The sequence below is a fragment of the Paenibacillus sp. 1SOY10 genome (assembly GCF_056836745.1).
Genome location: NZ_JBXENK010000006.1, coordinates 1 through 21300 on the forward strand (window position 1 = coordinate 1; position 21300 = coordinate 21300).

Here is a 21300-nt window from a genome sequence, read left to right on the forward strand (position 1 = left end):
AATATCCCTATAATAGGGTCGTTTCATCGTGAATTCAGTGATATTAGTGATTTTATATGGAGATTTTCCATCTAATTTACGTTTTTGAGGCCAATTTTAAAAATTAGCATGAGAAATTCCCTATAATGAACAAATTAAGCGCAAATCGAGGTAATGGTGGAGTTACAACGAGCTAAGAATAAGCTGAGGACAAGTTAAGGACAACTTAGAAACAAGTCTGGAACGAGTTAAGGAAAAGTTAGTAATTTAGGAAAGAGGTAGGAACGAGGTAAGGACTAGTTAGTAAGTTAGGAACGAGCTAGAAACAAGCTAAAGCGAATGTAGGCCAAATGAGTTAGCCTAAAATACAAGCAAAAAACCTTCTCGCTCACCAAGGGGACAGGCCGCTGATAAAGCGAGCAAGAAGGTTCTTCGTTATTCGGATATTTATATGGATTGCTGATGTATTGTTTGCTATTCAGTGCCCTCTATGATACTTAATGCGCTTGTACGCTCAAGCTTGCTTCGGGACTCACATCCCGGCTACTTTCATGGCGTATAAAGTAGACTAGTGTCAGCGCCAGGAAGACAACTGCAAACCCGAGCAGAATGCCGATATTGTCCCAGACCACGATCGTTTCACCGGTGGACACCACGGCTTTGTAGCCTTTGACGCTGTAGGTCATAGGTAACAGCGGATTGAACACCTTCATCCAGTTAGGAATCAGTTCCAGTGGGAACGTTCCTGCACTGGTGGTGAGCTGGAAGATCAGAATCAGAATGGCCAGGAAGCGGCCCGGATTCTCCAGCCAGGTCACCAAGGCCTGAATAATGAACATATAACTCAAGCTGGTGACGAAGCTAAACAGGTAGAAGAGCGGCACACTCTGCACTTCCAGTCCCAAGCCGTATAATACCATGACGACGGCAAGCAGTGACTGGAACAGGCTCATCCCCGTGAAGGCCAACGTGCGGCTGACAAAGCGGTTCCAGCCGCTTGCTTCCGTTACGGAAGAGCCACGGACGGGAATGACCAGCGTAGAGATTAATGCACCCACGAACAGGCCAAGCGAGAGGAAATAAGGAGCAAAGCCTGTGCCGTAGTTAGGCACTTCATTCAGCTTATGCTCATCAATGCTGACGGGCTCGGCATACATGCTGACCAGAGCGTCTGTCTTCTGGACACTGGACGTCTGCTCCGCCGCATCCGTCAGCTTACCAGCCAATTCCCCGGTTCCCTCAGTCAATTGGTCCATACCGTCCTTCAACTCGCCAGCTCCGGCGTTCAACTGCTTGGAGCCATCGCTCAAGGTGCCTACACCGCTGAACAATTGCTTGACGCCGCCCAGCAATTGCTCGGCACCTGCACTAAGCTGCCCGGTACCCGAAGCCAGCTTCTGGCCACCGGTCGCCGCTTCTGACAGCTTCGCGCCGAATTGCTCCAGTCCGCCGGAGAGCTTCGCTTGCCCGGCTTCAAGCGCGGTCGCTCCTTGCAGCAGTTGCTCCTGGGCTGCGGCAAGCTCGCTGCCACCTTGCACCAGTTGCTGCTGCGCACTATGCAAGCTGTCGCTGCCTTGCAGCAATTGCTGATTGCCTTGATGCAAGGCATCTGCCCCTTGGGCTACTGCCTTGCTGGCCGCTAACAATTGCTGCACCGAAGCGTTGCTAGCCAGCTCTGGATTCGCTTGAGCTAGCTGCTCCAGCCCTTGGGCCACCGCGTTCGCACCTTCCACCACTTTGGCGCTGCCTTGCACGGATGAGGTTAAGCCTGTCTTCAGGCTGCTGCTGCCTTGCTCTGAGGCTTCAAGACCTGCCTGGAGCTTCTTCGCGCCTTCCAGCGAGGCTTGCAATCCCGCTTGCAGTTGCTGGCTGCCTTGCTGGGCATCCTGTGCTCCGCTACGAAGCTGCTGGCTTGCCGTATCAAGCTGGCTCAGTCCTCCGGCCAGGGTAGCAGCACCCTTGTTAACCTCATTGATCCCGCCATATAACGACTCGCTCCCTTGGGCCAAGGGGGTCACGCCATTCTGAAGCTTGGTGGTCCCGTCAACCAGCTTCGCCAGATTGGCCTTCAACTGGTCTGCGCCATCATCCAGCTTGACGGCCCCTTCGTTCAAGGCGCTTGCCCCCTCTCCGGCATCACTCAATCCTCCGGAGATGTTCTCTACTTGATCAAACAATGTTTCCGTATAAGCCTCCGTGACTTTAGCGGAAACCTTGGTCTTGATCTCCTTGACCGCCGTCCCCCCAATTTGAGCGGCGAGGAAGTTATAACCCTCGTTAGGCTCAAATATCAATTGCGCTGGAGCGGGGGTGTCATCCATCAGCGTTGTCGCTTGGGCCGAGAAGTTATCCGGAATGACAATGGTCATATAGTAATCGTTGTTCTTCATCCCTTGCTCCGCTTGTTCACGCGTCACAAAGTTCCAGGCAAAATCTTCACTCTTGCGTAGCTCTTCAACAAGGTCTGCTCCTACCTTCAATTCCTTATCTTCATAGGTTGCTCCCCGGTCCTCATTGACAACCGCAACAGGCAATTCATTCATCTTGCCGTACGGGTCCCAGAAGGCCGTCAGGAACAGGCCGCTATACAGTACGGGAATAAACAACACGACAAGAATGGGAATAAAGACCTTCGGTCTTCGCAGCGTGGCTCCCATATCCTTGAGAAATACCGATAATGATTTCATGCTTTCTCTCTCCTTGATGGCTCTTCTTTCTATATTGAGTCAATATTTAATGTTGTGCCGCTGGAGACAGGCCACCTTCCAGGAAGTCTCGGGTGAACTCCTTGATTTGCGCCTCACTGAGCGGCTCATGAATATGATTCCAATCTGACGTTAACCCGATATACAGCTTAAATACGACAAAGGCAAGCAGCTTGGGATCGAAGGGACGAATTTCTCCAAGCTCTATAAATTTAGCAATCTTGCGCTCCAAGTATTCTAAAATGGCAAGTTCAATTTGCTGGAGACCCTCGCGTGCCTTCGGAGTCCCAAAATCGTGAACCTCCTGCGACAGCTTAATCAATAGCTCATGCTCCCTGCGAAAGCCAAGCAGCACATCCATACTATGATGCAAATTCGCAGCAAATGGCTTGCTTGAATTGAATTCCTGCTCGATTACTTGCCTCATGTCCATGATGACGGAACGAAGAATCTCATCGAACAGCTCCTCCTTATTGGTAAAGAAGGTATAAATCGTTCCTTTGGCCACATTCGCAATCTTGGCCACATGGTCCATCGTCGTTGCCTTATAGCCGAACAGCGCAAATGATTTCTCCGCCGCTTCAACTACAAGTTGCCGGCGATCTACCGTTGCCATCCCAGACACCTCCTTGCTTGATAGATTTTGGTTCAGGCCATAAAATGACTAAAAATCATTTTCGGTCATTTGGTCATTCATTACTTTACTCTCTCCGCAAATGAATATCAAGTTATTTTCAACAATTTTCACGAAAATTTTTCAATCCCTTGTCCAGCTTGAGTTCCCCGACCTAAGTCCAGCAGGCAGACCAGTCCAAAGACTCTGTATATTGACATAGAAACGCAATACACTTAATAACAGAGAACAAATACGGAACAAGTATGGGGGCAGGTGATGAACATGCGGAAGAGAAGAGTGCTAATTTTATCCGAGGGATTTGGTAGTGGACACACGCAAGCCGGATATGCACTGGCAGCAGGGCTCAAACGGAAGAACCCACAAATTCGCACGAAGGTGATGGAACTGGGGTCGTTTCTGAATCCCAAGGTCGCTCCTCTGATTCTGGCGGCTTATCGGATGACGGTGAATACCAGTCCGGCGCTGGTGGGCAAGTTCTACTATAAAAAATATGAGAAGCCCATGGGAGGGCTTACCCGGCTAGCCTTACATAAGGTGTTCTATCAGCATACGTTACAAGTGATCCAGCAGCTTGATCCCGATCTGATCGTGTGCACTCATCCGATTCCCAATGCTATTGTGGCCCATCTGAAAGCAACAAAGCGCCTGAATGTGCCGCTCTGTACCTTGATTACCGATTACGATGCTCACGGCTCCTGGATTAGCCCCGGCACCGATTATTTTCTGGTCTCTGCCCCCGAGGTCAGAGCTTTACTTATTGAACGTGGTGTGGAACCTGCGAAGATTCGCAGCACGGGCATTCCCGTGCATCCCGACTTCTGGGGAAGACAGAGTCCTACCTCCGCCCGGGCGGAACTGGGGCTTAAAGACATGCCCACCGTTCTTGTTATGGGAGGGGGCTGGGGACTACCGGTCGAGGATGACTTACTCGGCAGGCTGACGGCCTGGAGCGACAAGGTGCAAATCGTGTGCTGCGTTGGGAGCAATGAGAAGCTTGCGGCCAAGCTACGTTCCGATCCCAAGTTCCAGCACCCCAATGTTAAGGTCATCGGATTTACGCGAGAGATCAGCAAGTGGATGGACGCCTCTAACGTGCTGATTACCAAGCCAGGCGGAATGACCTGCACCGAAGGCATGGCCAAGGGGATTCCGATGCTCTTCTTCGAGTCCATCCCTGGACAGGAGGAGAAGAATCGTGAATTCTTCCTAAAACATGGCTTCGGGGCGGAGTTAACTGCGCCCTCCGTTCTGGATGAGTGGTTCAGAGCGCTTCTTGAACGGACCGGAGCCGCGCGGAGCAAGAAGGTGACGACGATGCGGGCGGGTTATCGCCCTGATTCCTGCGCCGACACGGTCGCTGGATTACTGCACCCATTAGCTGCAAGCACGCCGTCCCCTACTCTCCGCGTTTTATGTTAAGCACAGGGTTCTTTTTCTCACCCATTTATCATTTAAAGGCCCTGCCAGTGCGGTAAGTTACACCCTTTCCCCACCTCTTCTAGATATAATTTGTCTTAGGCCTTATTACATAGACAGTGATTATCCTTGAGGTCAAGATGGGAGAGGTAACATGAGCTTTGCACAAAAAATTGCCTATGCGCTGATTGGACTGCTGGTCCTGGTCGGTTCATTGATCGGTTTGTTCAGTTATAAGATTACCTACCGTCAGGTAGAAGAGTCCGCAGGGGTTGAAACGGTAGGATGCGCCAACATCACCACTGGATTATTTGATTCTGGCGATATCGAGCGCCTCGTTCAAGGAGACACCTCCGGACTTGAGGATTTGGAGACCCGGTTGAACTGGACGGTGGCGCACAAGCCGCTGTTCAAGGAGTCCTTTCTGATGTCGCTGGACGGTACGATTCTGGCCGCCGACGAGCATGTGAAAGCCCGCGGCTACCAAGCCGGGGATACCTTCCACTTCAGCGATGAAGATCGTGAGATGATTGCTTCGATGAAGCATTCCGTGTATACGAAGGTGTATGAGTATGACGGAGCCAAGCTGCTTAGCGGCTATGGGCCGATCTACAAGAATCACGATCCGAAGCAAGAAATCGTTGGCTTGATGGTCATCAATTTTGATGCTTCTATTATTAGCGACAGAACGCGGGACATTCTGCTGCTGCCATTTATGATTGGAGCCATCGTATTCGTATTGGCCGTTCTGTTTGTATACTTCTTCATCCACCGGATGATTCGCCCACTGGAGAAATTGTCCAAGCAAGTGGAACAGGTCGCTCAGGGAGACCTGACTGTACAGCCACTTCTCGTCAACAGTGAGGATGAGGTTGGGCGTCTGACCCGCAGCTTCGCAGCGATGATCTCCAGCCTGCGTGAGTTGATTACCGAGGTGAACGATACTTCCATGCAAGTCGCTTCGTCCTCAGAACAACTCTCTGCCAGCGCCGAGCAGACGGGAACCGCCAGTGAGCATAGCGTTAATATCTCGCAAGCGTTGGCCCAAGGTGCCGAGCTGCAATTGCAAAATCTGGAGTCCGGGTCGATGGCCCTGCACGAGATGTCGAGCCGCATCGGTCACATTGCCCAGCACGCGGTGAATGTCTCCGGATCAGCGCAGCAAGCCTCCTCCGCTTCGGACCAAGGGGCGTTGGCCATTCATTCGAGCATGCAGCAGATGGCTACGATGGAAGCCAAGATCGTGGATCTGTCCAGTACCATTGAAGAGTTAAGCAGCCACTCCAAAGAGGTGCAGAGCATCCTCGATATCATGACCGAGATTGCCGCCGAGACCAATCTGCTGGCCCTGAATGCTTCGATTGAAGCGGCTCGTGCCGGGGAATACGGAAGCGGCTTTGCCGTCGTCGCCTCCTCTGTACGCAAGCTGGCGGAGCGCTCTACCGCCTCGGCTGGGCAGATTGCCGAACTGGTAGCGCTGATCGTTCAGCGCATGGAGCTGGCCGGCATCGCGATGGACGAGACGGTCCACGAAGTGAAGCGCGGCTCCGAACTGGTACAACGGGCGGGCGATTCCTTCGGGCAAATTGAGGAAGCCGCGCAGTCCACGGCTCAAGCGATCACGGATGTAAGTGAAAGCGTAAATCTACTGGCGGAAGGCTCGGACAAGTTGGTTGCTTCAATTGATGAAATCGTGCGCTTTGCCAACGAGACAGTTAACAGCGCACAGAACATGTCCGCTTCCTCGCAGGAACAACTCGCCTCGATTCAAGAGGTGGATGCTTCGGCCAACTTGTTGTCCAGCTTGGCCGAGAAGCTGCATGAATTAATTGAGCGCTTCAAGGTGGTTTGATTTAACGTAAGAGATCGATTGTATGCAACAAAAGGTGTGCCCATGGCACACCTTTTGTTATTTCTGAAAGTTCTTGATAAACTGCTGGGTACGTTCCTTCTGCGGATAATTAAAGAATAAGTCTGGTGGTCCCTGCTCTACGATGTGCCCGCCTTCCACGAATACAATCTGATCAGACACCTCGCGGGCAAAGCCCATCTCATGCGTAACAATGATCATCGTGGTGTCCATCTCGGCGATAGACTTGATGACCTGAAGCACCTCGGCTACCAGTTCGGGGTCCAGCGACGATGTTGGCTCATCGAACAGAATAGCATGAGGTCGAAGGGCCAGCGCCCGGGCAATACTGACGCGCTGCTGCTGCCCACCCGACAGGGTAGCAGGATAGTTATCCTTCTTGGTCTCCAGCCCTACCTGTCTGAGTAGCTCCATGCCAAGCTCGTCCGCTTCCTTTTTTGCCATTTGTTTGACAACGATTAAGGATTCGGTCACGTTTTGCAGCGCTGTTTTGTTCTTATACAAGTTATAATTCTGAAAGACCATCGCCGTTTGCGAACGCAGGGTCTGAATCTCTTTGCGATTACAGCTTTCCACATCCAGCTTGGCCTTGCCAACCTCTATAATCCCGCTATCGGGTCTCTCCAGGAAGTTCAAGCAACGGATCAGTGTCGATTTGCCTGACCCCGAAGGGCCAATAATCGAGAGCACCTCACCATCCTTGATCTCCAGGTCAATGCCCTTCAGGACCTCCAGCCCGTTAAAGCTCTTGGTCAAGTTCTTAACTCTTATCATTTACCATCCAACCTTTACGTCCGGTATGGGCGATCCAAATATTTTTCCAGCAATTGTTGTAAATAACTATAGACGATAATCATTACCCAGTAGATCAGGGCCACCGCCAAGTAAGCTTCAAAGAAACGGGCCGATTCGGCGGCCTGCATCTTCGCTTCGGCAAAGATCTCGACGACGCCCAGCGTGAACGCCAGCGAGGTTTCTTTCAGCAACGAGATAAAGGTGTTGCCCGTACCCGGCAGAGCATTACGCGCCGCCTGAGGCAGGATAATACGCCGATACGCCTGTACCTTGGTCATGCCTCCGGTCAAGCAAGCTTCCATCTGCCCTTTATCGACCGACAGCAGGGCTGCACGGAAGATTTCTGCCAGGAAGGCCGCCTGCTTGATACCCAGGCCGATAATTGCTGCGGTGACCGCATCCATTTTCGTAAAGAAAGGAAATAGCTGCGGCAGACCATAATAGAGCAAGAATAATTGCACCAGCATCGGAATGGAGCGGAAAAATGAAATGTACAGACTGGCCGTCGACCGCAGCCCCCGGCTGGAGCTGTTCCGCATGAATGCCAGCACAAGTCCGACCACCACAGAGATCAACATAGCCAAAACGGCCATAAATAGCGCTATGGGAATGTATTTTATGGCACCCGCCATAGCTACAAGGATATAAGAAGGATCAAAATTCATATTAAAATCACCTGCTTCCCCTTCACCGGGCTATTACTCCGGTTTTACCGTAATGTCTTCACCGAAATACTTCTCGGAAATCTGCTTAAGTGTTCCGGCGTCACGCAATTTCTGAAGCTCTCCGTTAATTTGTTCAATCAATGCAGCATTCTCATCCTTCTTCATGAACGGGAAGGCCACATCTTCATAATGGAAGGGTTCGCCAACGAACTTGAGCGGCAGGCTTTGCTTCTGAATTTCCGCCAGCAATGAGGACTTGGAGTTTACGTAGCCCTCGACCCGCTTGTTCAGCACATCATTTTGCGCCCCATCGCGATTTTCATAAGTCCGGACCTTAATTTCGCTATTCGTATCAAACTTCTCCAGATTCTTCACATTTTGTGAACCGAAGACGCCCGCTACTGTTTTACCCTTAAGATCGTCCAATGTGTTAATATCTGTATTGTCTTTATGGGTAACGATCGTCACCCCGGCGTAGGAATACGGTGTCGTAAAATCGTATTTGGCCTTACGTTCTTCTGTCACCGCTACTACGTTGGCTATCGTATCGATTTTCCCTGTTTCCAATTGTCCAGTTAAGCCGCTGAAGTCAGAGTTGGTCCATTCGACGGTGTACCCCAGGTTCTCGGCAACCTTCTCAATAACCTCTACATCGAAGCCAACCAGCTTGTCCCCATCTTTATAACTATTAGGATAAGATTGCCCTGTCGCTCCTACTCTCAGCACTTTCTTCCCGTCTGTCCCGGCAGCATCGGAATTGGAGCAAGCGGTAGCAATCAACCCAACCATCAGCAACGAAATCATCGTAAATAATAATTTTCTCTTCATCTTAGTTCCCCCTGTTGAAGATCTTTATAAATACATCTTGACCCGTTCAATGTGGTTAATTATATATATTCCTATAAGAGTAGTCAACTTAATATTTTGTAGTCTACTAGATGACAAAAAGACCCTGCCCAAAGAGCGGAAACTACAAGGCTACTGATGTCATGGTCAATGAAGCAAGTTTTAAAAAAAGCGGGGCATCCTCTATGAGATGCCCCGCTTTTTAATATATGGTGTATGACCATGAGTTTATCAACTCATGAAAGACCGCTAGTCCGATCCTTATTTGCCAAGATAGGCATTCAGCATCCAGCGATGCTTCTCCAGAGAAGAGATAACGCCCAGTAACAAGTCGCCTGTTGCTTCATCTTCTGCATTAGCCGCAGCTTCCATGCCATCCTTCAATTCTTGCTCCAGCTTCTCGAAGTCGCTAATTACCGCAGCCACCATTTCTTCCGCAGACTCCTTGCCGCTAGCTTCCTCAATGCTGGACAGAGCCAGGGATTCACGCAAAGTAGCTACCGGAGTCCCCCCGATTGTCAACAAACGTTCAGCAATATCATCGATGTAGGTTGCCGCTTCATCATAGAACGCTTCGAATTTCTCATGCAGGGTGAAGAAGTTAGGGCCTTTGACGAACCAATGAAAATTGTGCAGCTTGGTGTATAATACTGTCCAGTTCGCAATTTGCAGGTTGAGTTGTTGCTGCAATACTTGATCCGCTTGAGTTGCTGTTTGATGTGCCATTTGTAATTCCTCCGTTTCAATAAATAAATTAAAATAGATAGTTAGTCTATCTGGTGTGCTGATTTATTAAATTTAGACTAAATCTAAATCCTGATATCATCATACCATCTGTCTAGACAGGTTGCAAGCTTTCAACCATGAACATCCCGTGAAGAATTAGTGAGCTTATAAAAAAAGTCCAAACCGTTATTCCCCGGCTCGGACTGTTGCCATCAGCGTTGCTCACTACGCAAATGCAGCTTGAATTGCTCCAGACTACGCTCCATTTGACGAATGCCTTCTTCCACCATACGACGGTCTACCGCATGCTCCGTATCCAGTTGCGGCTTGCGAGCAGCAGCAAGTGTCTTCTTCTCTTCCTCCCAGTAGGCTTGGCGGCGCTGTATCTCTTTATATTTATCCAGTAAATCGGTAATAATATCGTAAAAGCGCTCATAATCGACAATAATGTCATCCAGGAACCGGTCAACTTCTTCCTTATCATAACCTCTCATTTTCGCATCAAAATCCTTCTCATGGATCGAGAGCGCATCCAGCTTGACTCCTAGCTGGCGAAACAGGCTTTTTTGGTCCTCCAGTTTGCGTGTATACTCATCTTGCATTCCAATCCCTCCGTACTTGCTCATCGTTTAATCCTTTATAATGTAACACATTTGTGACCTCAAATTCACCTATTCCAAACTCACTGTGAAGCAAGCATTCGACAATGTGCGAATTTCTTTTTATAATATGCTTTAGTTGAGTCTAACATTTGGTGGTGAGCGAAATTTTATACGTATTAACTTTCATGGTATCGTTTCTGATTGTTTATTTCCTGATTCCCCCGCTGGGGCGTCTGGCTTTCCGGCTTGATTTTGTAGACAAGCCCCGCGAGGATGTGGAACGCAAGCTGCATCGCCAGCCTATTCCGCTGACTGCGAGCTATGCCATTTTCATCGGCTTCTTCGTATCCTATCTCTTGTTCACGCGTAATTTCTCTTGGGAGACAGGGGCCCTGTTTGCTGGTGGCGTCCTGCTTCTGGCCATCGGTACGGTAGATGACTGGTACAAGACCAAGGGGAAGGATTTCCCCGCGCTGCCCAAGCTGGTTGTTCAAGTGTCTGCGGCCGTTCTCGTCTATGCTTCGGGGATTACCTTTAGTGGATTCGTCAATCCGTTAAGCGGCGATTACGTCTTGCTTCCGGCCTGGCTCCAGTTCATTTTGACAATCCTCTGGATTTTCGGCGTGACTACCGTTATTAATTTCTCTGACGGGCTAGACGGCCTGGCAGGAGGCCTATCGGCCATCTCTGCGGTGACTTTATTTGTCGTCGCTGTCACCAAAGGGCAATCCAATTCAGCTATGTTGTCTATCGCACTGATTGGGGTTACCTTGGCTTACTTACGATATAACAAGGCGCCAGCCAAGGTGTTCATGGGCGATGCCGGGGCTACCTTCCTGGGCTTTATGCTTGCCGTAATTGCCCTGGATGGGGCCTTCAAGCAAGCAACAGTACTATCCCTCTTTATTCCAGTGCTGGCTCTGGGCGTGCCGATCTTCGACAATATCTTTGTCGTCATCAAGCGGATGCTGCAAGGCAAGTCACCATACGTCGCTGATGCCAGCCAGGTCCATTACCGACTACTGCGAGCTGGATTGAATCAGAAACAGGTCGTGATGTTCCTGTATCTGATCAGCACCTGCTTAGGACTGTCCTCGATCATCCTGCTCTTATTACAGGTATAACACGCTTTACTAATCAAAGGCCCACAAGGCATACCTTGTGGGCCTTTGATTCCCTTTTACTTGTGTAACGGTCCGCATTTTGTTTGAAAGCCCGCTTTTCCCTCCAACACATTCACCAGAAATGTCTTGGACGCTTCCAACTTCACTTGAAGGTCTTGTATATGCTTAATTTTATCCGATACAATGACATGCTTCTCCTCATAGGCGGCTTCACTCTCATTGACAAGCAAGCTCAATTCCTGAACCGTAAATCCCACTGACAAAAGAGTCTTCAAATCATCAAGGAAACCCACGATTTCATCATGATATTCGCGGTAATTATTGTCGTCCCTCGTTACTAACTGATCGGGTATCAACTTCTTACGCTCATAAAATCGCAAGGTGGAGATAGGTAATCCCGTTAATTTAGATACTTGATTAGCTCTCATAATGGTTCCTTTCCCTAAGTTATAAAAAGGTGCTTGCTATAAACCTAAGTTCATAGTTCATAATACGATTATGATATCCGGCGACATAGAGAATGTCAAAAAGGTCCGGATCATCCAAAGGAGAGATATCATGTTAGAACAAATTCAAAATAACGATTTTTCAGATATCATCAAAGGACGCCGCTCTGTGCGCCAATATGATGAGAGCATCAAAATTCCCAAAGAAGAGTTAAATGAAATCATAGCTGAGGCAAGCCTAGCTCCCTCCTCTGCTAATATGCAGCCATGGCGCGTTATTGTGGTTCATACCCCGGAAGGTAAAAATAAGCTGCGTCCATTGATGCGGTTCAACACACTGCAAAATGATACTTCCTCCGCGATGCTGATCATCTTGGGCGATACGCAAAGTTATTTGAATGTGGAAGAAATCTATGATGCCGCCGTGCAGCAGGGGAAAATGCCTCAGGATGTGCGGGACAAGCAAGTTCCTCAAATTATGAGCATGTACCCTGAACTACCTAAGGAGATCAAAACGGAAGTCGCCAAAATTGATGCAAGTTTGTTCGCCATGCAGCTTATGCTGGTAGCTCGTGCTCACGGGTACGATACTAATCCGATGGCCGGCTTCGAACAAGATCAAATCGTAAAAGCCTTTGACTTGGATGATGAACGTTATGTTCCTGTCATGGTCCTGTCTATTGGGAAGGCTGAGGTAGAAGGATATGAAACGGTACGATTGAACAGTGAACAAATTACATTCTGGAGATAACACGCCATCCTCGAAAAAATGGACAACCCCCTTGGCATATAGCTATATGCCAAGGGGGTTGTTTACTTACGTCTGTATTTCATTAAGATGGTTTGTTGGTGTCCACAGCCGCCTGAATCTCCTTCGGCTTCTCCTCATCGGTTGTCTCTCCACGCATGCCTTTCTTGAATTCCTTCATCATCGTGCCTAAGCTGCGTCCAAGTTCGGGGAGCTTACTGGGGCCAAACAGTAGCAATGCTGCGATCACTACCAGTAACAAATGGGACGGGCGCAACAAATTTTCAATCACATTTATCACTCCTCGGGCATATCTTTGTGGTCATTATACTACTATTCTTCATTTAATGGAAACCCTTTCTTATTTTCTTCCCCCTTCTCTCTCGCTCCTCCCGAGCTACCTGCTTGCTCTAGAAACCAAAATGGGCGTATGGGCATATGCTGTGTCATCACGTAATCGTAAAGGAGCGAACATCATGAGCGCTTACAGCCTATGGGCTATCATTGCCATTGGACTTGCGTCCAACCTGGATAATGCGGGTGTCGGTCTTGCTTATGGGGTGCGAAAAATCCACATTCCATGGTACTCCAATTTGGCCATTGCCATCATTTCTTTTTTGGCCACTCTGATGTCGGGAATCTTCGGCAGTTGGATTTCCTGGTGGATTCATCCCTGGGTGGGCCGACTGCTGGGTACCATCGTGATTGTAGGAGTAGGTGTATGGGTTCTTCTCCAACCTTTTCTGGAGAAGAAAACAATCCCCGCGGAGAACGAGGCAAATCCGCTTACCCGGCTGTTGCGTAACCCTGAGGAAGCGGATAAAGACAGCTCCAAGACACTGAATCTGGGTGAATCTATCATTTTAGGAATTGCGTTAGCTATGAATGCACTGGCTGGGGGCTTCAATGCAGGCATCACCCGACTCAGCATTGGATATACCTCCTTGGCCGTTGGGGTATTCAGCTACCTCTTACTTGCCTTATGTGCAGGATTCGGACAGAGATTTGCCGCAGAGAAGCTGGGTAACCGGGCAACGGTAATCTCTGGATTGTTGCTCATCTACATCGGTATCCGTCAAATGTTATAGAGCCTCTTGAAAATTAGGACTCCTTTCCCAAGGAAAGGAGTCCTGCTATAATAAGTAAGAGACTTATCAAGGGAGGTCTTTTTAGTGAAATGGTTCACAAATTATGAAAAAGATTTGGAACTGGCATTTAATCAAGCCGAGAAAATCTTGTCCGCAATACCCGAAGAATTCCGCAACCAGGCACTTAACTACCTTGACAGATTTCATGCCCTCAAACGGCCCGGATCACAGAACTACATCTGCTATCTTCTGCCTTTCTGGCTCCAGGAGGCTGCAGGCACCAGGACGGAAGACAGCAAGCGTCTTACGGTGGCCATGATCTTTGTGATGATGTATTACCATCTTATTGATGAAGTCATGGATGAGCCCGAAACGAAGGATAACAAACGTAAATTACCGCTTGCCAACTTGATACAGCTCGAATTTTGGCGAATTTACGCGACGGATTATCCTCCTTCATCGCCATTCTGGAGTTATTACCGCAAGTATATGACCGAGTGGGCTGAAGTCGTTGCTTCCGAGAATGAAAGCGATTTCTTTCAGGAAAACCCCGTACGGATCGCGCACAAGGCTGCGCCGGTCAAACTGACCGTGGTGGGAGCACTCCTGTTAACCGGGCGTGAGGAACGGATCGCTGACTTCGAAACGGCTGTCGATACCGTACTGATGACGTTGCAAATGTTAGACGATTGGGAAGATTGGGAGAAGGATTTACAAGAAGCCAGCTATAACGCACTAATCTCAGCCGTACAGCAGGAACTGCAAATTCCCCCGGAACGCAGACCAACGCCGGAGGAAATTAAGCACGCGCTATACGTCCGGGACATCTTGCTTACATACGCCATTCAGACGGATTATAATACAGCGATCTTAGCCCAAACAGCAGAGGGGTTGCCCCATTTACAGGCCTTCCATGACTACCTGAAACAAAGCCTTAAGGACGGGGCCGAAAGTCTGCAAAAAGAGCGAAATTTGTTGACTCAAGGCGGATTAGCGTACTGGTTGACGAAAAATAGGACTGATTCCTAGCACTTTGTCGAATTTCGTGGTATGATAACAGGGAAATTATAACTATTTTTTAGTAGAAAGGGTGATCTTATGACATCAGGAGCTCTCTTTCAATCACAAGTTGTTGAAAAAGCATGGCAAGATCCTAGCTTCAAAGCAAAGTTGCTTGCCAACCCGAAGGCTGCAATTCAAGAAGCCTTAGGTGTAACTCTCCCGGATCATATCAAAGTTAAAACGGTAGAGGAAAGCGCAGACGAATTCTATGTCGTGCTCCCACCGAATCCGGAGAAAGTAGTAAAGAGTGAAGTAAAGCCCGCAGGAGTATGGTTCTAACTCACAACAAGCTTGTTATAACATCACGAAACGGCAGGGATTGAAGATAAGTTATCCTGTAATTTGTTTCTCCTGGTTTGCAGAGGGAAATCGGATAATAGCTTCTGTCCCTGCCCCTTTTTTGCTAGTAAAAGAAATTTCTCCGTTCATAACCTCTATAATGCGGAACGTTACCATTAGCCCCAAGCCTGTTCCCTTTGTTTTATTAGAGAAATAAGGTTCACCTAATCTTGCCAGCACTTCCTCATCCATGCCTTCCCCATTATCCTTAATATGAATAATCACATTCCCTTCCTCTTCATAGCTCCAGATTTGAATCTCACCCTGGCCACTTAGCGCTTCAATACTGTTCTTGATAATATTAATAAACGCCTGCTTGAACTTGGAAGAGTTACCTCGTACATATAAATTGTTTGGAATTTGTACCGTAAGCTTGCCCCCTTGTAAATTAGCAAGGGGAATAAGTATTCCTTCGATATGTACAAATTCGGCAAGGATGTTCAAATCGGTCACCTTCCCACCCTCTGGTTTGGCAAAGGTTAAGAAATCCGTAATGATGGCCGAAGCGCGATCCAGCTCCTCCAATGCCATATTAAGAAACACCTTGTCCGAACTTTGCTGCTTCTCGACAAGCAATTGCAAGAAACCACGGGTGACCTGCAATGGATTACGAACCTCGTGTGCCACAGAAGCTGCTAACTCACTGATAATTTCCATCTTCTCGGAACGCTGTAGCTCATTATTAAACATCTCAAGTTGCTTGGAGTATTCGACAACCTGCTCATGATTCGCAACAAAACGTCTACTCAATATAATAATTAATGCCCCTAAGAAGCAAACGATCCCCAGCTTCCACAAGAACAAAGTATAATATCCTGCAACATAGTAGAACCATATTAATTCCCCTACACTAAGAAAGGCAAAAATTAAGAAACCCGTCAACAAAATAACTGCCTCTTTATTCCCCTTGATAACATTAATGGTTAAGTTACCTGCTAGAATAAGGAATTGAGCAATCATGATAAATCCCATAATTTGAACCGTAAATACCGTGTAGAGCGTTACAAAATTATTGCCCGACAACTCATTAATAAATAGCAGTAGTAAACAAAACAACGAGTAGGCGACAAGGAACTTACGCGATTTTCGAATTAAACCATAGTAACCTGCACCAAATATCTGTTCAAAGAAATAAGTAAGTGAAGGCAGCAAGCTAAACAGAGCTAAATCAAACACTATCATTAATAGACTATCTGCGATTGCGTAATCAAACAGCCAGAAGACGAAGGCTGTGTATGTAAGTACCAGCAAGCCACTTGAAAATATAACTCCACAGAGGGAAACCCACATTGGTATATTCACGTACTTCAGAAAGAGGGAACAGAACAGCATAATGGCCGCAATAAATACTAATGTACTTCCTACAACCAAGTCAGTAATATTATCTCTGACAAACTTCTTCATCAATCCTTGATAGTCACCAATTTTAACTGGAGCAAAAAGGCCTATCTTATAGGTCGCAGAAGATACCCCTAGATACACCGTTTGTTTTGAATTCTCAGCAGTGATTGGAATAACCACGTTGTTAATTCCGTAGTTGGATTGACGTTGCAGTTCATAAATCCGATCACCATCTAAATCTACAACAATATGTCTAGCATTTATTTTCTCAATAAACATAACCTGTGTGTTATCGATCAATTCAGGCAGTTGGAATTTAATCCATTGTGACATGGATGGACTGGGTTTCTCTGGAATATCCCCATCAGCTTTGACTTCACTCCATTTAGCCGTCTTCTCAAGTTGCTCCATGCTAATATTGGGGTTGAACTCCTCCGTCCAAGCCACCTGCCATTCGTCTATAAGAACAGTATCGGATTTGGGGTCCTCTGATCCTAAGAATAGAAAAACACAAACTGCCCCCAGCAGTAGCACGAAAAAAACTATAATCCCCTTAGTCAAAGCCTTCATACAGCACCTCTGTAATTAAGATGAGAAAACCACTTACAATTTTCCCTTCAGGAAGCCGTATCGTGGTGAGCGGGCAGCAGCTATTTAGCATACAAAGAACTGCCAACACATACCATTCGATATAACTTCGCAAAAACCTTCAATTATATGGTAAATACGATAATATTTTAGCTTTTTAGCAACAAAGCTATTTTACCGTTTCTAACATGATTTATCTATGAATCTTTTGGAAAAAATGCTTAATCCAACTAGAAGAGAACCTATAACTCCCTGTACTCCTAAGAAGTGTCCACTTAAAAAAACCTTGAAAGGCTTGGAGCCAATCAAGGTTAAGCAATTACTAATAAATCGCTATGGGTCCGTAAGGACCCTCGAAAATTTCTATTTTCGTCTCAAAAATATCGGTCAGGATTTCAGGCTGCATAACCTCTTGCACGGTTCCAAAAGCGGCAATACGTCCCTTTTTCATAGCGCAGATTCGATCAGAATACTTGGCCGCAAAGTTAATATCATGCATTACAGCCAGAATGGTTCTACCAAATTCACTGGCGGCAAGCCTTAAATGCTCCATCATCAGAACAGATCGAGCCACATCCAGATTGTTCAGAGGCTCGTCCAGCAGTACGTATTCCGTCTCTTGGCATAACACCATGGCTACGTAGGCTCTTTGCCTTTGCCCCCCGGACAGTTCATCCAGGTATCGATTCTCCAGATCAGTTAATTGTAAGAAATCAATATATTTAGAAATGATAGCTTCATCTTCTTGGGTCAGTCTGCCTTGGGAGTAAGGAAAACGTCCAAACCCGGCAAGCTGTCTAACCGTAAGTCTGGTGACAAAATGATTTTCTTGCCGTAGGATCGTCAGAATTTTGGCTAAGTCGCGTGATTTGGATGTCGAGACATCCATATGGGCCACCTGAATTTGACCTTCATCCAGATTCAGTAGTCTTCCGATCATTAACAAAGTGGTTGATTTGCCAGCCCCATTGGGACCGATCAAAGAAGTCAAACCCGCTTTGGGTATTTCTATATTCAGAGGTCCTATTTCCACACCATCCGCATATTTCTTCCTCGCATGATTGATCTGTATCATAAGGCACCCTTCCTTAGTATCACGATTAAAAAGGTGATTCCACCAAACAGTTCAATAAGGATTGACACTACGCCTTGGGCATTGAAGACATGGTACATCATAAAGTAAGCGCCCGTCAGGATTAAGAAGCCTATGGCTAAAGACATTGGAAATAGGTATCGATGATCATAGGTTGGAACAGCTTGATAGCTTAAGGTGGCAACCAAAAATCCAAAAAAGGTAAGCGGTCCAACCAATGCGGTCGAAATGGCCATCAGCACCGAAACCAGAATAAGCGTATAAATAACGTTTACTCGGGGGTTGCCGCCCAGCGTAGTAGACACATCCTGGCCCAGAGACAATACATTTAGCCTTCTTGAATTGGCAAACAGCAGCAGAGCCACTATAATAACTGCCGGGATGACAAAAGGAAAATAAGCCGCATCCGCGTGGTTGACGGAAGCAAACAATCTGGCCTGCAAAATATCAAATTCAGATGGTGCCAGCAATCTTCTCATAAAAGACGATACCGACCTTAGCCCTGTGCCAAGGATAACGCCCACTAACAGCATGAGCTGTAAATTGCCGTATTTCCCTGAGAGCAGCCAACCATACAGGATCAGGCACATCAAGACCATAGCCGCAACCTGAATGGCAAAGGACTCTATACCGCTAAAATTCACAAGGGCAGCGGTACCGAAGAAAAAAATTGTGCTGGTATGAATGGTTGAGTAAATCGCTTCAAAGCCTAAGAGCGATGGAGTAATGATTCGGTTGTTCGTAATCGATTGGAAAGCAACCGTTGACAAGCCTTGACACACTACAGCAACTAACATGGCAACAAGAGCTTCCACCCGTCTTGTCACAACGGGGATGAAAGAAGGAGAAGTTACAGGCACCGGATTGTTATACACTAGAAGTCCATATGAAGATAACGCGCCCAAGGCAATTAATGCTGCCAGCAGCAGCCAATAATGCCGTTCTTCTTTTCTCGTACGAAAAGCTCTGGCTGATCTCTGCTTATTGCTACTAACTACTAATTCGCTCATCCTAGTCTCCCCCTTGACCGTCTTTGTCTCAGCAAAATAGCAATAAAGACGACTGCTCCCACGGTTCCAAGAATCAAAGAGACTGGCAATTCAAACGGCATAATAATCGTTCGGGAAATAATATCGCAGATTGTAATGGTACCCATCCCGATCAAGCACACCCAGGGCAGATTACTCCTCAGATCATCGCCTCTGAACATGGACACAATATTGGGAACAATCAATCCCAGGAACGGCAAGTTCCCAATCACCGCCGCCACAATGCCTACCGCTAGCGAAATCAGACATGTGCCAAAGAGAACTATTCGGTTGTAATTCACCCCAAGATTGGTTGCTACATCCTCTCCAAGTCCAACTAAGGTCAACTTATTAGCATAAAAAAAGACAAGCACCGTAACGATCACAATAAGCCACAAATATTCATATCTCCCTACCTGAATCGGCGCGAAAGACCCGACGAACCAATTCTCAATACTTTGGCTTGCCTGGAAGACGAGTCCAACGAACGTGGAAAAGGCAGAAATTACAGCGCCAAGCATCAGTCCAATAATCGGGACAATTAATGATGAACGAAGCTTAACTCTTCTTAAAAATGCAAAGAAAATCATCGTCCCCACAAAAGAAAAAAGGATCGCGCCCGTCATTCTCAAGGTTAAAGAGGGGGCCGGAAATAATAAATAAACCGCAAGCAGCCCCAACCCCGACCATTCAATCGTTCCCGTGGTGGTTGGCTCAACTAGACGGTTCTGAGTAATCAACTGCATGACGAGTCCGGCCATCGACATGGCCGCCCCGGTAAGCATGAGAGCAATGGTTCTTGGTACACGAGTAATGAAGAACATTTCCATGCCATCCGCTTGTCCCCGAATATCATATACTCCGGTGAACAGGGATAAGATGCCCAGCAGGATAACAGCTAGAACCGTTAATATAAAAGGTATTGTCCATATCTGGTTATGCTTATGACGTTGGGGTTGAGAATTCTCAACCCCGGTCATATTCGGTATAGAACTGTTCGACACTTTGGTTATACCCCTTTACTTAGCTAAAGCATCTGCAAGGTTTTCAAACAACTCTATAAAAGTCTCAATGGATTCATTGGTGTAGGTGTCTTTAGGAGCATAGACAATCCGTTCTTCTGTAACCGCAGTTGTGTTCTTAAGAGCAGGCGCATTATCAATGACATCCTGGGCCGGAACGGCTTCGGTTTCTGAAGAGATCGAAGCATCACGATCCAATACGAACAACCAATCCGGATTGCTTTGGGCGATGGCTTCTACCGACACCTCATCCCCCTGGTGATCCGCTGTAGCACCTTCCACCTCTAACACCGGAGCCCAGCCGAAAATGTCATACAATGGTCCCCAGACGCGTCCGGAATGAGGGGCAGAGAACCCGATATTTCCGCCAGAAACGACGACGCTCATCACTTTATCCGTTCCATTGTAGGCAGACTTTGCATCCTCCAAGGCTTGATCAAAAGCAGCTACCAGTTGCTCGGCTTCTTTGTTCTTATCAAAAATTTTTCCCAAGTTTATTGTAGAATCCTTAAATCCATTGACCAGGTTCTCACCCGGTGTAGCAGCCTTCTCGGATACATCAAAATTCAAATCAATCACGGCTGCATTCGGCACAAGCTTCTTTACATCTTCATAAAAGTTACCAAATCTTTGACCGATAATAACCAACTCCGGATCTGCTGCTGCGATTAACTCCAGATTCGGTTCACGATGATTACCGATATTTTGAACGGATTCATCCGTGACGTACGGCGAGTCAGCAGGCATAACATCCTTCGGAACAGCCGCTAATTTCACATCCCAGCTAGCCAGCGTCTCGAAAGTTCTGCTATCCAGTGCAACGACATTCTTAGGATTGACAGGAACCGTAACCGTACCATGAGCATCCGTAATCTCCACCGTAGCAGGCGTAGTTACCGCTTCACTTCCAGTATCGCTAGTATTAGCATTAGTGTTAGCAGGCTGTGATGCTTGATTAGCTTCTTTATTTGAATTCGAGCAAGCTGCCAGCACTAACACCAACAGAGCCATCATCATTATCAACTTTACAGAAAAAGACCTCTTCATATCACATATCCTCCCCAGAATATAAGTTTTCTCTAATCGTTAATCCGCCGATCAGGCGTTTCACGTACTCCCTAATTGGTCGATTCTTATCCTCCCAGCCTTAAATGGTAATGATAATCATTTTCAATAGAGC

Annotated in this window: 21 protein-coding genes; 7 read left to right on the top strand and 14 right to left on the bottom strand. The window is 47.3% G+C overall.

Going from position 1 to position 21300, the window contains the following annotated elements:
* Positions 1–476: 476 nt before the first annotated feature.
* On the bottom strand, positions 477–2666 hold the full coding sequence (locus AC1VOR_RS15250; protein ID WP_482618916.1) for a YhgE/Pip family protein: 2190 nt from the start codon (positions 2664–2666) through the stop codon (positions 477–479).
* A gap of 46 nt (positions 2667–2712) precedes the next feature.
* Entirely contained in the window at positions 2713–3300 is a 588-nt protein-coding gene (locus tag AC1VOR_RS15255; protein WP_482618918.1) for a TetR/AcrR family transcriptional regulator, read from the bottom strand.
* Positions 3301–3582: 282 nt separating this feature from the next.
* On the opposite strand from AC1VOR_RS15255, the gene AC1VOR_RS15260 reads away from it, so the two are divergent.
* On the top strand, positions 3583–4740 hold the full coding sequence (locus tag AC1VOR_RS15260) for an MGDG synthase family glycosyltransferase (protein WP_482618919.1): 1158 nt from the start codon (positions 3583–3585) through the stop codon (positions 4738–4740).
* 151 nt (positions 4741–4891) lie between these two features.
* Complete coding sequence (locus AC1VOR_RS15265) at positions 4892–6589, top strand: methyl-accepting chemotaxis protein (protein ID WP_482618921.1); 1698 nt, start codon at positions 4892–4894, stop codon at positions 6587–6589.
* A 57-nt stretch (positions 6590–6646) separates the two neighbouring features.
* On the opposite strand, the gene AC1VOR_RS15270 is transcribed toward AC1VOR_RS15265, so the two are convergent.
* The 5 genes from AC1VOR_RS15270 to AC1VOR_RS15290 form a co-directional block, all read right to left on the bottom strand.
* Complete coding sequence (locus AC1VOR_RS15270; RefSeq protein ID WP_482618923.1) at positions 6647–7381, bottom strand: amino acid ABC transporter ATP-binding protein; 735 nt, start codon at positions 7379–7381, stop codon at positions 6647–6649.
* Positions 7382–7395: 14 nt separating this feature from the next.
* Positions 7396–8067, bottom strand: coding sequence for an amino acid ABC transporter permease (locus tag AC1VOR_RS15275; protein ID WP_482618925.1), 672 nt, complete (start codon positions 8065–8067; stop codon positions 7396–7398).
* A 33-nt stretch (positions 8068–8100) separates the two neighbouring features.
* Positions 8101–8895 carry an amino acid ABC transporter substrate-binding protein gene (locus AC1VOR_RS15280; RefSeq protein WP_482618927.1) on the bottom strand — a complete coding sequence of 265 codons (795 nt, stop codon included), beginning with the start codon at positions 8893–8895 and terminating at the stop codon, positions 8101–8103.
* 279 nt (positions 8896–9174) lie between these two features.
* Positions 9175–9639, bottom strand: a complete 465-nt coding sequence (locus AC1VOR_RS15285) for a Dps family protein (protein WP_482618929.1) — start codon at positions 9637–9639, stop codon at positions 9175–9177.
* 212 nt (positions 9640–9851) lie between these two features.
* Positions 9852–10241 (bottom strand): DivIVA domain-containing protein, encoded by a 390-nt coding sequence (locus AC1VOR_RS15290; RefSeq protein WP_059051212.1) that lies wholly within the window; start codon positions 10239–10241, stop codon positions 9852–9854.
* Positions 10242–10426: 185 nt separating this feature from the next.
* Here AC1VOR_RS15290 and AC1VOR_RS15295 point away from each other — a divergent pair, with 185 nt between their 5' ends.
* Positions 10427–11365: an MraY family glycosyltransferase gene (locus tag AC1VOR_RS15295; RefSeq protein ID WP_482619194.1), complete on the top strand. Its 939-nt coding sequence runs from the start codon at positions 10427–10429 to the stop codon at positions 11363–11365.
* A gap of 56 nt (positions 11366–11421) precedes the next feature.
* On the opposite strand, the gene AC1VOR_RS15300 is transcribed toward AC1VOR_RS15295, so the two are convergent.
* Positions 11422–11793, bottom strand: coding sequence for a helix-turn-helix domain-containing protein (locus tag AC1VOR_RS15300; protein WP_482618931.1), 372 nt, complete (start codon positions 11791–11793; stop codon positions 11422–11424).
* A 130-nt stretch (positions 11794–11923) separates the two neighbouring features.
* Here AC1VOR_RS15300 and AC1VOR_RS15305 point away from each other — a divergent pair, with 130 nt between their 5' ends.
* Positions 11924–12562 (top strand): nitroreductase family protein, encoded by a 639-nt coding sequence (locus tag AC1VOR_RS15305; RefSeq protein WP_482618933.1) that lies wholly within the window; start codon positions 11924–11926, stop codon positions 12560–12562.
* A gap of 82 nt (positions 12563–12644) precedes the next feature.
* Here the strand turns inward: AC1VOR_RS15305 and AC1VOR_RS15310 are convergent, their stop codons facing one another.
* The gene (locus AC1VOR_RS15310; protein WP_018751012.1) at positions 12645–12851 is read right to left on the bottom strand and encodes a twin-arginine translocase TatA/TatE family subunit; all 207 of its coding nucleotides are present in this window, start codon (positions 12849–12851) and stop codon (positions 12645–12647) included.
* Positions 12852–12981: 130 nt separating this feature from the next.
* On the opposite strand from AC1VOR_RS15310, the gene ytaF reads away from it, so the two are divergent.
* The 3 genes from ytaF to AC1VOR_RS15325 all read left to right on the top strand — a co-directional run bounded on the left by ytaF (position 12982) and on the right by AC1VOR_RS15325 (position 14988).
* Complete coding sequence (gene ytaF, locus AC1VOR_RS15315) at positions 12982–13647, top strand: sporulation membrane protein YtaF (RefSeq protein WP_482618935.1); 666 nt, start codon at positions 12982–12984, stop codon at positions 13645–13647.
* A gap of 84 nt (positions 13648–13731) precedes the next feature.
* Positions 13732–14676, top strand: coding sequence for a hypothetical protein (locus tag AC1VOR_RS15320; protein WP_482618937.1), 945 nt, complete (start codon positions 13732–13734; stop codon positions 14674–14676).
* Positions 14677–14745: 69 nt separating this feature from the next.
* Positions 14746–14988: an NHLP leader peptide family RiPP precursor gene (locus tag AC1VOR_RS15325; protein ID WP_482618939.1), complete on the top strand. Its 243-nt coding sequence runs from the start codon at positions 14746–14748 to the stop codon at positions 14986–14988.
* A 51-nt stretch (positions 14989–15039) separates the two neighbouring features.
* Here the strand turns inward: AC1VOR_RS15325 and AC1VOR_RS15330 are convergent, their stop codons facing one another.
* The 5 genes from AC1VOR_RS15330 to AC1VOR_RS15350 form a co-directional block, all read right to left on the bottom strand.
* Positions 15040–16959 carry an ATP-binding protein gene (locus AC1VOR_RS15330; RefSeq protein WP_482618940.1) on the bottom strand — a complete coding sequence of 640 codons (1920 nt, stop codon included), beginning with the start codon at positions 16957–16959 and terminating at the stop codon, positions 15040–15042.
* Positions 16960–17299: 340 nt separating this feature from the next.
* A complete protein-coding gene (locus AC1VOR_RS15335) occupies positions 17300–18052 on the bottom strand; it encodes an iron ABC transporter ATP-binding protein (protein WP_482618942.1) in 753 nt (250 codons plus the stop codon).
* Positions 18049–19080: an iron chelate uptake ABC transporter family permease subunit gene (locus AC1VOR_RS15340; RefSeq protein ID WP_482618944.1), complete on the bottom strand. Its 1032-nt coding sequence runs from the start codon at positions 19078–19080 to the stop codon at positions 18049–18051. The genes AC1VOR_RS15335 and AC1VOR_RS15340 overlap by 4 nt, the downstream gene beginning before the upstream one ends.
* Positions 19077–20078 (bottom strand): ABC transporter permease, encoded by a 1002-nt coding sequence (locus AC1VOR_RS15345; protein WP_482619196.1) that lies wholly within the window; start codon positions 20076–20078, stop codon positions 19077–19079. The genes AC1VOR_RS15340 and AC1VOR_RS15345 overlap by 4 nt, the downstream gene beginning before the upstream one ends.
* A gap of 39 nt (positions 20079–20117) precedes the next feature.
* Positions 20118–21167, bottom strand: a complete 1050-nt coding sequence (locus AC1VOR_RS15350; protein WP_482618946.1) for a siderophore ABC transporter substrate-binding protein — start codon at positions 21165–21167, stop codon at positions 20118–20120.
* Between the last annotated feature and the right edge of the window lie 133 nt (positions 21168–21300).